At 74.0% G+C, this 12,418-nt stretch carries 11 protein-coding genes; 4 read left to right on the forward strand and 7 right to left on the reverse strand.

Features of this window, described 5'->3' with window-relative positions:
• Window positions 1–275: 275 nt before the first annotated feature.
• A complete protein-coding gene (locus ACFWRV_RS29150) occupies window positions 276–1,223 on the forward strand; it encodes a TauD/TfdA dioxygenase family protein (protein ID WP_384338715.1) in 948 nt (315 codons plus the stop codon).
• A 136-nt stretch (window positions 1,224–1,359) separates the two neighbouring features.
• Complete coding sequence (locus tag ACFWRV_RS29155; RefSeq protein WP_384338717.1) at window positions 1,360–2,985, forward strand: PucR family transcriptional regulator; 1,626 nt, start codon at window positions 1,360–1,362, stop codon at window positions 2,983–2,985.
• Between the two features lie 64 nt (window positions 2,986–3,049).
• Here the strand turns inward: ACFWRV_RS29155 and ACFWRV_RS29160 are convergent, their stop codons facing one another.
• The 5 genes from ACFWRV_RS29160 to ACFWRV_RS29180 all read right to left on the reverse strand — a co-directional run bounded on the left by ACFWRV_RS29160 (window position 3,050) and on the right by ACFWRV_RS29180 (window position 8,378).
• Complete coding sequence (locus ACFWRV_RS29160) at window positions 3,050–4,147, reverse strand: glycosyltransferase family 4 protein (RefSeq protein WP_384338719.1); 1,098 nt, start codon at window positions 4,145–4,147, stop codon at window positions 3,050–3,052.
• Window positions 4,148–4,432: 285 nt separating this feature from the next.
• Window positions 4,433–6,178 carry a DNA repair protein RecN gene (recN, locus tag ACFWRV_RS29165; protein ID WP_384338721.1) on the reverse strand — a complete coding sequence of 582 codons (1,746 nt, stop codon included), beginning with the start codon at window positions 6,176–6,178 and terminating at the stop codon, window positions 4,433–4,435.
• A 106-nt stretch (window positions 6,179–6,284) separates the two neighbouring features.
• Window positions 6,285–7,190, reverse strand: coding sequence for an NAD kinase (locus ACFWRV_RS29170; protein ID WP_384338739.1), 906 nt, complete (start codon window positions 7,188–7,190; stop codon window positions 6,285–6,287).
• 8 nt (window positions 7,191–7,198) lie between these two features.
• On the reverse strand, window positions 7,199–8,014 hold the full coding sequence (locus ACFWRV_RS29175) for a TlyA family RNA methyltransferase (protein ID WP_384338722.1): 816 nt from the start codon (window positions 8,012–8,014) through the stop codon (window positions 7,199–7,201).
• A gap of 7 nt (window positions 8,015–8,021) precedes the next feature.
• Complete coding sequence (locus ACFWRV_RS29180) at window positions 8,022–8,378, reverse strand: hypothetical protein (protein ID WP_384338724.1); 357 nt, start codon at window positions 8,376–8,378, stop codon at window positions 8,022–8,024.
• A gap of 42 nt (window positions 8,379–8,420) precedes the next feature.
• On the opposite strand from ACFWRV_RS29180, the gene ACFWRV_RS29185 reads away from it, so the two are divergent.
• Window positions 8,421–8,768 (forward strand): SCP2 sterol-binding domain-containing protein, encoded by a 348-nt coding sequence (locus tag ACFWRV_RS29185; RefSeq protein WP_384338725.1) that lies wholly within the window; start codon window positions 8,421–8,423, stop codon window positions 8,766–8,768.
• Between the two features lie 162 nt (window positions 8,769–8,930).
• Here ACFWRV_RS29185 and ACFWRV_RS29190 read toward each other — a convergent pair whose 3' ends face one another.
• Both ACFWRV_RS29190 and ACFWRV_RS29195 read right to left on the reverse strand, forming a co-directional pair.
• Window positions 8,931–9,731 (reverse strand): ABC transporter ATP-binding protein, encoded by an 801-nt coding sequence (locus tag ACFWRV_RS29190; RefSeq protein WP_384338741.1) that lies wholly within the window; start codon window positions 9,729–9,731, stop codon window positions 8,931–8,933.
• A gap of 176 nt (window positions 9,732–9,907) precedes the next feature.
• The gene (locus ACFWRV_RS29195) at window positions 9,908–10,939 is read right to left on the reverse strand and encodes an HAD-IIA family hydrolase (protein WP_384338727.1); all 1,032 of its coding nucleotides are present in this window, start codon (window positions 10,937–10,939) and stop codon (window positions 9,908–9,910) included.
• A gap of 72 nt (window positions 10,940–11,011) precedes the next feature.
• On the opposite strand from ACFWRV_RS29195, the gene ACFWRV_RS29200 reads away from it, so the two are divergent.
• Window positions 11,012–12,292 carry a DUF1015 family protein gene (locus ACFWRV_RS29200; RefSeq protein ID WP_384338728.1) on the forward strand — a complete coding sequence of 427 codons (1,281 nt, stop codon included), beginning with the start codon at window positions 11,012–11,014 and terminating at the stop codon, window positions 12,290–12,292.
• Window positions 12,293–12,418 lie beyond the last annotated feature (126 nt).

Below are 12,418 nucleotides of genomic sequence, written 5' to 3' on the forward strand. Positions count from 1 at the left end.
TGGAATTCTCCGGGGCATGTTGGCGACGGCCGTTCCCGAAGCGCGGCCCGCCCACACCGGCCGCACCGCAGCAGCGGTGGCGTGTCCGCGCCGCTGTACCGCCGGCTGACCTGCCGCACAGCACCACGCGCCTCTCCCCTCCCCCGCCTTCTGCCGTCCACGGCCTCCGGCCGCCCCTGCCGCCCCGGCACAGCCCGCCGTACCCCTTCACGACCGAATTAATTCCGCTCCAAGACTAATCCATGGATGGTCTTGGCTCCCGAAAGGAATCCGCCATGTCCTCGGCAACCACCTCCCCCGCCGCCTCCACCGTCACCGTCCGGAAAGTCGGCGGCCGCCTCGGCGCCGTCATCTCCGGAGTGCGGCTCGGCGGCGACCTCGACGCCGCGACCGTCGCGGAGATCCGGTCCGCCCTGCTGGCCAACAAGGTCGTCTTCTTCCGTGGCCAGGACCACCTGGACGAGGAGAGCCACGAAGCGTTCGGCCGGCTGCTCGGCGCTCCGGTCGCGCACCCCACCGTCCCGTCCGCCGACGGCCGTTACTCCCTCGGCATCGACTCCGACCACGGCGGCCGGGCCAACCAGTGGCACACCGACGTCACCTTCGTACCCGCCTACCCGGCGTTCTCCATCCTGCGGGCCGTGATCGTCCCGCCCTACGGCGGCAACACCCTGTGGGCCAACACCGCCACCGCGTACGAAGGTCTCCCCGAGCCGCTGCGCGCCCTCGCCGACTCCCTGCGCGCGGTCCACTCCAACGACTACGACTACGCGGCGCTGCGTCCGCAGGCCCTGCCGGAGGCGCTGAAGCAGTACAAGGAGGTGTTCACCTCGACGAAGTTCCTCACCGAGCACCCGGTGGTGCGGGTCCACCCGGAGACCGGCGAGCGGGTCCTGCTGCTGGGCAACTTCGTGCAGCGGATCGCCGGGCTGACCGGCAAGGACTCCCGCACGTTGCTGGATCTGTTCCAGTCGCACATCGAGCGCCCGGAGAACACCGTGCGCTGGCAGTGGCAGGTCGGCGACGTCGCGATCTGGGACAACCGCGCCACCCAGCACTACGGTGTCGACGACTCCGACGCCCACGAGCGCAAGCTGCGCCGCGTCACGGTCGACGGAGACGTGCCGGTGGGCGTCGACGGCCGCTCCTCCACGCTGATCTCCCCCGAGGAGGTCCCCGACCCGTCCTTCGGCATCGCGTCCGGAGCCTCCACAGCCGGCTGAGCACGGCCTCCGGCTCGCTGAGCACGGTCTTCGCGCCTCCCCTGCCATGCGCACCCCGGGCCCCGGGCGGTAGCGTCCTGAACAGGACGACCGCCCGGGGTACGGGCGTGGAACAAGGGGAAAGCGGGCCGGGTACGTGGAGAGCCACAGCGGAATCACCGTGCAGCGGGCGCTGGAACTGCCGGGGCTGCGCGCCGGGCTCCCGGAGGTGGTGGCCGGCGCCGACCGGCTGAACCGCACGGTGCGCTGGGTGCACGCGGGCGAGGTCCCGAACATCGCATCCCTGCTCAAGGGCGGCGAGCTGCTCCTGACCACGGGCCTGGGCCTCGGCGCCCGCCCCGCGGAACAGCGCGCCTTCGTCCGCCGCCTCGCCGACCGGGGCATCGCGGCCCTGGTGGTGGAGCTGGGCCCGCGCTTCGGCCGGTTGCCCGCCTCCATCGTGGACGCCGCCCGCGCGGCCGGGCTCCCCCTGGTCCAGCTGCACCGCGAGGTGCCGTTCGTCGCGGTGACCGAGGAGGTGCACACCGAGATCGTCAACGGGCACTACGCGCTGCTCCAGCAGGCGGAGGAGGTGCACCGGCGTGCCACCCGGGCGCTGCTCGACGGGGGCGGGGTGCCGCAGGTCCTCGGAATCCTCGCCGACTTCACCGCCAACCCGGTCTTCCTGGAGACGCCCGACGGGCAGCTGCTGTACGCGGCGTCCACCGGCACGGGCCCGGTGGGCGCGGACCCGCTCCAGGTCTGGGAGGGCATGCGCGGCGACCGGGCGGCCCGGGAGAGCCCGCCGACCGGTGCGCTGCTGGTGGACGTGCCCGGCGGCGGGCCCGAGACCGGTTCGGTACGGGCGAGGCTGGTGCTGCTGGCGGTGTCCGGGCCGCTGGCGACCGTGCACCGGATGGCGGCGGAGCGGGCGGCGGGACTCCTCGCGGTGGTGCTGATGCAGGCCCGGCAGGAGGAGGAGCTGGCCGCCCGGGGCCGGGGGGACTTCCTGACCGACCTGGCGGAGGGCCGGATCACCCCGGAGGACGCCCCCGCCCAGGCCCGGGTGCTCGGCTTCCGCCCCGGCGAGACGCCGCTGCTCCCGGTCGTCATGCGGCTGGCCCCCGAGCTGTCCCCGTCGGGCAACTGGGCGTTGCTGGCCCGTGCGGTGCTGGAGGAGCTGGCCTCGGTCGGCGTGCCGGTGCTGCTCGGCGTACGGCCGGTGGAGGGGCGGGTTCCGCTGCTGCTGGGGCTGCGTTCGGAGGGTGAGCGCACGGCGGTCGCGGACCGGGTGGCGGCGGCGCTGCGGGCGGGGGTGGAGCGGGCCGGTCTCGACCGGGCCGGATCACAGCCGCCGGTGGTCGTGGTCGGCGTCGCGGGCGGCTGGGCGGCGGCGGGCGGGGGGCTGCGGCACGCGTCGGAGACGGCGACGGCCGCCCAGGGCCTGGACGACCGGCCCTGGTACGACGCCCGGCGACTCGACATCGACCTGCTGCTGTGGCGGCTGCGGGACCATCCGGATCTGGCGGCGTTCGTGAACCGGGCGATCGGTCCGCTGCGCGAGCACGACCGCACCTCGCGCCCGCCGTTGCTGCCGACGCTCCAGGCGTATCTGGAGCACGCGGGCCGCAAGGCGGAGACCGCCCGCGAGCTGCACCTCAACCGCCAGACGCTCTACAACCGGCTGGCCCGGATCGGCGAGCTGCTGGGCACGGACCTGGACGACCCGCAGACGGTGCTGGCACTGAGCCTGGCGCTGCGGGCCCGCCGCCACGCGCCCTGACCGGCGGGCGGGCGGGACTCAGCGGCCGGTACCCGCCCCGCCCTGCCCCGGCTTCCCGGTCCGCTCAGCGACCGCGCCCCACGGCCAGCGGCTGCGTCAACTCGTCGTAGACGCTGAGCACATGGGCGATGGTGTCGTCCTCGGTCGGCCACCCCGCCGCCTGCACCCGCCCGGCCTCCGCGAGCCGGGCCCGCGCCGCCGGGTCCCCCAGCAGCCCCATGACCGTACGGGCGAGGGCTTCGGCGTCGCCGTACGGCACCAGCTCGGCGGCCCCGCCGACCAGTTCGGGCACACCGCCGACCGCGGTGGCGACGAGCGGCACCCCGGCCCGCAGCGCCTCCTGCGCCGGCCGGGTGCGACCCTCCCACCGGCTCGGCAGCAGGACCAGATCGGCGGCGGCGACCAACTCCCCCGTACTCTCCCGGGGTCCGATGAGGACGACGGGCAACTCCTCGTCCCTGATCCGTCGTCGCAGGGCGTCCCGGTCGCGTCCCTCCCCCGCGATGACGAGCAGCGGCACGGGGTCCAGCCGACGCCAGGCGCGGGCCGCGTCCAGCAGGGTGTCGAAGCCGTGCTGCGGCCCGAGACTGCCGACGGCCATCAGCAACGGCCGCTCCACCGCACCCAGTTCGGCCCGCACCTTGCCCTTGTCGGCGGCGCCGGGCGGGCGCGCGGGCGGGGCGGCGACGGGAGCGAGCCGGGCGTCGCGGGCACCGCGCTCGCGGGCCCGGTCCACCAGGTCGAAGGAGGGGGCGAGGACCACGGCCGCCGCCCGTGCGGCACGCCTCTCCAGCAGGTGCAGGATCTGGCGGCGGGCGCCCTCGGCGTACCGCCGGGTGTGCCAGGTCATCACCAGGGGCACGGTGCGGCCGCTCAGCGCGAGGGCGGTGCGGGCGGCCGCGTGGAGCCCGTGGGCGTGCACGACGTCCGCACCCGCGCAGGCGGCCCGCAGCGCGGCGACGGCGGCCGGGTCGCTGCGCCGGGGCACCGGCAGGAAACGGGCTCCGGTCGCCGTGAAGTCGTGGGCGCGATCCACCGCGGACGGGGCGCAGACGGTCACCCGCACCCCGCGCGCCACCAGCCCGGCGGCCAGCGAACCGACGTGCGCGCTGCTGCCCGCACAGCCGCCGCCCAGGACTTGGACCGTACGCAGTTGTGACACGTTGATTGGCTCCCCGGGGCTCCGGAGTCGGCGGTAAGGACAGCGCCAAGGATGCCAGTCCGTACGCACGTTCCGGCACCGCCGTAACGTTGCTGCCGCCCGCACGGCGACAACCGACCACGTCGCGCCACTCTCAAGGGTGAATATCGATGCACAGGGTTGCCGCCATCCGCCCGCCATCCGCCCGGCGGAAGCGCTTGGTGGAAGCACCCGCCGGGAGCGCGTACGGGCGGGGGATTCCCCGCCCGTACCACACCACCCGGCACGTTCGGCCGCCGCCGGCGCTCACCCGTCGGCGCGCGCCGTGGCCAGCAGCTCCTCGGCGTGGGCGCGGGCCGTCTCGGAGTCCTCCTGGCCCGCCAGCATCCGGGACAGCTCCCGGACCCGGTCCTCGCCCTCCAGGACGGTGACCCCGCTCCGGGTCACCGAGCCGTCCACGGTCTTCTCGACCAGCAGCTGCCGGTCGGCGAAGGCCGCCACCTGCGGCAGGTGGGTCACGACGACGACCTGGGCGGACTTGGCGAGCTTGGCGAGGCGTCGGCCGACCTCGACCGCCGCCTTGCCGCCGACGCCCGCGTCGACCTCGTCGAAGAGATAGGTCGGTACGGGGTCGGAGCCCGCGAAGACGACCTCGACCGCGAGCATCACCCGGGACAGCTCACCGCCCGACGCGCCCTTGGCGATCGGCCGGGGCTGGGCGCCCGGGTGCGGGGCGAGCAGCAGCTCGACCTCGTCCGCGCCGGACGGGCCGTAGACGACGCTGCGCCCGCCGATGTCGATTCCGGACGCCTCGTCCGCCGCCTCGGTCTGCCGGATGGCGAAGGAGACCCGGGCGTGCGGCATGGCGAGCGAGGCCAGCTCCTCGGTCACCGCATCGGCGAACCGGGCCGCGGCCTCCGTACGGGCGTCGCTCAACGCCTGTCCGAGAACGGAGAGTTCGGCCCGCAGACCGTCGCGCTCGGCGGTCAGTTCGCCGATCCGCTCGTCGTCGCCCTCCAGCTCGGTGAGCCGGCCCGCGCCCTCCTGGGCCCAGGCCAGCACGGCCGTGATGTCCTCCCCGTACTTGCGGGTGAGGGTGGTCAGCGCGGCCCGGCGCTCCTCCACGGCGGCCAGCCGCAGCGGGTCGGCCTCCAGCTGGTCGGCGTACCCGGCCAGCTCGCCGGAGACGTCGGCGATCAGGATGGAGATCTCCCCGATCCGGTCCGCCAGCGCGGCCAGCGCCGGGTCATGGGCCCGGACCCCGTCCAGGGCCTGGCCGGCGGCGGCGACCACGGTGGTGGCGTCGACGCTCTCCGGGTCCTCGGGGTTCCCCGCCAGCGCGGTGTGCGCGAGGGAGGCGGCGGAGGCGAGGGCCTCGGCGTGCCCGAGCCGCTCCGCCTCGGCGGCCAGCTCGACGTCCTCCCCCGGCAACGGCTCGACGGCGGCGACCTCGTTCAGCCCGAAGCGCAGCAGATCCGCCTCCTGGGCCCGCTCCCGGGCCCGGGTGACCAGCTCCTCCAGCTCGGCGGCGACGGCCCGCAGCCGCCGGTAGGCCGCCGCGTACTTGGCATGCGGGACCTCCACGCCGTCCCCGGCGTACCGGTCCAGGGCCCCCCGCTGCCGCGCGGGCTTGAGCAGTCCCTGCTGGTCGGTCTGGCCGTGCACGGCGACGAGCTCGTCCGCCAGCTCGGTGAGGACGCCCACCGGCACGGATCTGCCGCCGAGGTGGGCCCGTGAGCGTCCTTCGGCCGAAACGGTACGGCTGATGAGCAGCGCACCGTCGTCGAGCTCCGCACCGGCCTCCTCGGCCCGCAGCGCCGCCGCGTCGCCGTCGGACACCGTGATCCGGCCCTCGACGACCGCGGCCTTGGCCCCGACCCGTACGAGAGCGGGGTCCGCGCGTCCGCCGAGCAGCAGCCCGAGGCTCGTGACGACCATGGTCTTGCCCGCGCCGGTCTCACCCGTCACCGCGGTGAAACCGGGTGACAGCTCCACCACCGCGTCGTCGATGACTCCGAGCGACCGTATCCGCATCTCCTCCAACACGGACATGACCTTACGAGGTCCCGGGCCGGACGCGCGACGGCCCCCGCTCCCGGATTCACTCTCCCGAGGATTCCTGAGGGTTACGGGGGCCGTCGGGCGGCCTCGGTGAACGTCAGTGCGGCAGGCCCCGCCATCCCGACACGGGCAGCGCGAACTTCGCCACCAGCCGGTCGGTGAACGAGGCCTGGTGCAGCCGCGCCAGCCGTACGGGCACCGCACCGCGCCGCACCTCGACCCGGGCGCCGGAGGGCAGCTCCACGGTCCGCCGGCCGTCGCACCACAGCACCCCGTGCGGGGTGTGCGGCTGGACCTCGACGGCGAGCACGGACGTGGGCGAGGTCACCAGCGGCTTGGCGAACAGGGCATGGGCGCTGATCGGGACCATCAGCAGCGCCTCGACCTCGGGCCAGACGACGGGCCCGCCCGCCGAGAAGGCGTACGCGGTCGAACCGGTCGGGGTCGCGCAGACGATCCCGTCGCAGCCGAACCCGGTGACCGGACGCCCGTCGATCTCCAGGACGACTTCGAGCATCCGCTCGGGCGACACCTTCTGCACGGCCGCCTCGTTGAGCGCCCAGTCGGTGTGCACGACGTCGCCGTTGCTGTGCACGAGGACGTCGATCGTCATGCGCTCCTCGACCTCGTAGTCGCGGGTGACGACCCGGGAGACCACCTTGTCGAGGTCGTCGCGCTCGGCCTCGGCGAGGAAGCCGACGCGTCCGAGGTTGACGCCGAGCATCGGCACCCCGGAGGCGCGGGAGAACTCCGCGCCGCGCAGCAGCGTGCCGTCACCGCCGAGGACGATCAGCAGTTCGCAGCCGTCCACGGCGGCGGGTGAGGTGTCGGTGACCGTCTCCACGGCGTCCGGGAGCGGCAGATCGGCGGCCTCGGTCGCCAGGACCCGTACGCCGAGCCCGTTGCGCAGCAGGCCCTGCACGACGAGTTCGGCGCTGCGGATCGCGGCCGGGCGGCCGGTGTGCGCCAACAGGAAGACTGTTCGTGCCGTATCGGTCGTCACATTCGTCGTCAACGAGGCCCCTCCGCCACTGCACGGTCGACATCCGCGGGATCCAGCTCAGGTGCGCCGGCCCGCAGCCACAGAAAGTACTCGACATTGCCCGAAGGCCCGGGCAGCGGACTGGCCGTCACGGCGCGGACACCGAGCCCGAGCGCCCAGGCCCGCCGCGCCACTTCCCGTACCGCTTCGGCGCGCAGCTCCGGGCTCCGGACCACTCCACCGCTGCCGAGCCGCTCCTTGCCCACCTCGAACTGCGGCTTGACCATGAGGACCAGGTCCGCCTCGGGCCCGGCGCACCGGGCGAGGGCGGGGAGCACGAGGCCCAGCGGGATGAAGGACAGATCCCCCACCACGAGGCCGACCGCCTCCCCGTCGATGTCCTCCAAGGTCAACTCCCGCACGTTGGTACGGTCCTTGACGACGACCCGCTCATCGGACTGCAGCGACCAGGCCAGCTGCCCGTAGCCCACGTCCACGGCGACGACCTGCCGGGCCCCGGCCCGCAGCAGCACATCGGTGAACCCGCCGGTGGAGGCCCCGGCGTCCAGCGCCCGCCGCCCCTCGACGGCAAGACCGAGCGGCAGGAAGGCGGCGAGCGCCCCGGCCAGCTTGTGCCCGCCGCGCGAGACGTAGTCCGGGTCGTCGTCGTCCTGGGTGACGACGATCGCGGCGGCCGTCTCGACCTGGGTGGCGGGTTTGGTCGCGGTGGTGCGGCCGACGGTGACGCGCCCCGCGGCGATCAGCTGGCTCGCGTGCTCGCGCGAGCGGGCGAGCTTGCGGCGTACCAGCTCGGCGTCGAGGCGGCGACGTGCCACTCCTGCCACGTTCGGTTCAGCTCCTGTTGTCGTGACGCGTGTCGGGACGCGTGTCCTGCGTGCGGTGCGAAGGCGTGGGTACGGGACCGGGTGCGGCGGCCGGACGGGCGTCCAGCGAGGTCAGCTCGGACCGCAGCCCACGGTGTACATCCTCGTACACCTCGATGTGCCCGTCCGCCGGGAGGTGGTCCGCGTCGGCCAGACGCTCCAGCCGGGCGTCCACCGCCGCGTGACCGGTCGGGGTGCGCACGACCCCGAGGGGCGCGGGCTCGGCGGGCTCGAAGGAGATCGCCCCGGCGGCCGGCTCCTCGCCCACCGGCTCATCGGGCGTGCTCACGGGCGGTGTCCCCGCCTCCGGCGTCCAGTCGCTCATGCCGAAACGCTACATCGACAGGCCGGTGTACCGTCGAGCACGATGGCGACCATGGCGGAGTGCCGCAGCGCACTGAGAAGACTTTCCGACAACCTCGCAGCCGCCGAGGGCGATGTGCGCAGCACCGCTGCCCTCGACCGCTCGCTGAGCTGTCACATCAAGGACCTCGACGTCACGTTCACCGGCCGGCTGGCCGATGGCCGGATCCAGGTGCGGGACACGGTCGAGGGGCCGCCCCGGGAGAAGGCCGAGATCAGGCTCGCGATGACGGGCGACGATCTGGTGGCGCTGGTGGACGGCGACCTGAACTTCGCGAAGGCGTGGGCCTCGGGCCGCGTACGCCTGGAGGCGGGCTTCAGGGACCTGCTGAAACTGAGATCCCTGCTGTAGCGGTCAAGGCCGTACGGGCGGTGCCATCGAGGACGTACCGGCGGCGCCGTCAAGCCCGTCCACCCGCACATCAGGGACGTACGGGCACCGAATCAAGCCCGTCTGGCGATGAAGGACAAAGCGCCCACCGGGACGCACCCCGGGCACCACACGCACGGAGCCTCAGGCGGCGACCTTCCTCGCCTTGCGGGCCGCCGGCACGACCAGCGGCGTCCCCGTCTCCGGATCGTCGATCACCTGGCACCGCATCCCGAACACCCGCTCCACCAGCTCCGCGTCGACGACGTCCGAAGGCGCCCCCTCCGCGACGATCGCCCCGTCCCGCATCGCGATGAGATGCGTGGCGTACCGCGCCGCGTGGTTCAGGTCGTGGAGCACGGCGACCAGCGTGCGGCCCTGCGTCTCGTGCAGCTCCGCGCACAGGTCGAGGACGTCGATCTGGTGCTGGATGTCGAGGTACGTCGTCGGCTCGTCGAGCAGCAGCAGCGGCGTCTGCTGGGCCAGCGCCATGGCGATCCAGACCCGCTGACGCTGACCGCCGGACAGTTCGTCGACATAGCGATCGGCCAGCCCGGCGACACCGGTGGACTCCATCGACTCGTCGACCACCCGCGCGTCCTGCGGCGACCACTGCCGCAGCAGCCCCTGGTGGGGGTACCGGCCGCGGGCGACGAGGTCGGCGACGGTGATCCCGTCGGGGGCTATGGAGGACTGCGGCAGCAGCCCCAGCGTCCGGGCGACCTTCTTGGCGGGCAGCTGGTGGATGGTCCGGCCGTCCAGCAGCACCTGACCCCGGCTCGGCTTCAGCATCCGGGCGAGGGCCCGCAGCAGGGTCGACTTGCCGCAGGCGTTGGGCCCGACGATCACGGTGAAGGAGTTGTCGGGAATCTCCACCGAGAGGTCCTCGGTGATGACCCGCTGGTCGTAGCCGAGGGTCACCGATTCCGCGGTGAGGCGCTGCATGGTCGTACTCCCGGAGTCGGTGAGGTGGAGCGGTACGGCGCGGGGCGCGGGCAGACCACCGAGCAGCACCAAGTTAGGTTAACCTATCTTCCTCTGCACGCCACGGGTCCCGGCAGCCGCCCCACACCCTCAACACCGTCGCGGGCACGGGGCGTCGGGCGACGCCGGGGACCTGTTCAGAGCTGGAGCCCGGCGAGGGCCTTCCCCGTCTCCAGCTCGCACACACCGGCACCGGCGAAGGTCCAGGCCGCCGCGCAGAGCGCCCGCAGCCCGTCGAGCGCGTCGCCCTCCCCCTCCAGGGCCAGCGCGTCTGCCCGCACGGCGGCCGTCCAGCCCCCGCACCGGTACGCCTCACCGGCCGGCGTCACCTCGGGCTGCCCGGTCAGCAGCCCCCGCAGGTCCCGGTCGACATAGGTCGGCCGGTGCTCCGGCGGGGCGGTGAGGAGCTGCGCCGCGTCGGTCACCCCGGTCAGCACCAGCAGCGAGTCCACACCCCCGTTGAACGCCCCCTCGATGTCCGTGTCCAGCCGGTCCCCGACGACGATCGGCCGCTTCGCCCCGGTCCGCAGCACGGTCTCGCGGTGCATCGGCGGCAGCGGCTTCCCCGCCACCTGCGGCTCGGCCCCGGTGGCGATCCGTACGACCTCGACCGCGGCCCCATTGCCGGGTGCGATGCCCCGGGCGCTCGGGATGGTCAGGTCGGTGTTGGACGCGAACCACGGCAGCCCGCGCCGGATCGCGTAACTCGCCTCGGCGAACCGCCCCCACGCCATGTCCGGCCCGCCGTACCCCTGGACCACCGCCGCCGGGTCGTCGTCCGCCGACTCCACCGGCTCAAGACCGCGCTCGCGCAGCGCGACCCGCAGCCCTTCGCCGCCGATGGCCAGCACCCGTGCTCCTGGAGGCAGTTGCCCCGCCGCGAGCCGGGCGACAGCCTGGGCGGAGGTGATCACATCGGCCGGTTCCGCGGGTACCCCGAGCTCCGTCAGGTGCTCCGCCACCGCGTCCGGCGTCCGCAGGGCGTTGTTGGTGACGTACGCGAGGTGCATGCCCCCGGCCCGCGCGGCGGCCAGCGAGTCCACGGCGTGCACGATGGCCTCCCCGCCCGCGTACACCACGCCGTCGAGGTCGAGGAGAGCCGTGTCGTACGCCTCGCTCAGCGGCGTGCTGCTCCCCGACGGCCGGATCCTGTCCTGCTGGTGGCTCATATGAGTCGCTCCTCTTTGCTCTGCATCTGCCCCGATCATCGCGTATGCCCCCTGCCCACATACGATGCCCTGATGAAGACTTCAGGTCCCGTCGACCAGGGGCTGCGGCTGATCCCGTTCCGCGGACTGCGTTACGTCCCCGAGCGGGTCGGCAGCCTTGCCGCCGTGACCTCGCCCCCGTACGACGTGGTCGTCCGGCCCGACGGGCTGCACCACCTGGAGTCCGCGGATCCGCACAACATCGTGCGCCTCATCCTCCCCCAGGCCGACACCGCCCGGGACCGGCACCGGCAGGCGGCGGCCACGCTGGACCGCTGGCTGGCCGAGGAGGTCATCGCTCCCGACCCGGACCCGGTGCTGTACGTCTACGAGCAGCGCAACGACGAGATCCTCCAGCGGGGCCTGATCGGCGCCCTGGCCCTCTCCCCAGCCGACGAGGGCATCGTGCTGCCCCACGAGGACGTCATGGACGACGTCGTCGCGGACCGCGCGGAGCTGATGCGTACGACGAGGGCCCATCTGGAACCGCTGCTGCTGACCTACCGCGGCGACGAGGGCGCGCCGGCCGGGGCGGCGGCGGTGATCGAGCGCACGGTTCCGCGGGAGCCGCTGCTCGCGACCACGACGGAGGACGGCTTCCGGCACCGGCTCTGGGCCGTGACGGACCCGTCGGACCGGCGCGAGATCGAGACAGACCTCGCCCGCCATCAGGCGCTCATCGCGGACGGCCACCACCGCTGGGCCACCTACCTCCGGCTCCAGCGGGAACAGACCGCGCCGGGACCGTGGGACTACGGCCTGGTCCTCCTCGTGGACACGGCCCGTCACCCGCTGCAGGTTCGCGCCATCCACCGACTCCTGCGCGGCCTGCCGGTCTCCCGGGCCCTGGAGGCGCTGACCGGCCTCTTCCGCGTCCAGCGGGTCGAAGGGCCGCTGCCCCGGGCCCTCGACGCGCTGGACGCGGCGGCGGCCGCCGGCAACGCGTTCCTCCTCGCCGGCGACGGGGACTTCCACCTGGTGGACCGTCCCGACCCGGCACTGCTGGCCCGCACCGTCCGGGCGGACCGCCCCGACGCCTGGCGCACCCTGGACGCGACGGTCCTGCACTCCGCGCTGCTCGACGACGTGTGGCGGATCCCCGACGCGCCCGAGCACATCGGCTACATCCACGACACCGCGGCAGCCGTCGAACAGGCGGAACGCCTCGACGGAACGGCGATCCTGATGCACCCCGTACGCGAGGAGGTCGTCCGGGACCTGGCCCGCCAGGGCGTCACGATGCCCCGCAAGTCGACGTCGTTCGGCCCGAAGCCGGCCACGGGCCTGGTCATGCGGAGCCTCGCCCTCGACTGATCCGCCCTCCGGCACGGAATACGGCAGGGAACGCGAAAGAGGGGCGGGGGGGCGGGGGGGGGGGCGCCCGCACGCCCCGGTGTAGGCGGTGCCTTCCGGCCTGCGGTCGGTCATGAGAGCTTCCTT

The sequence above is a fragment of the Streptomyces sp. NPDC058576 genome (genome assembly GCF_042718715.1).
GTDB lineage: Bacteria > Actinomycetota > Actinomycetes > Streptomycetales > Streptomycetaceae > Streptomyces.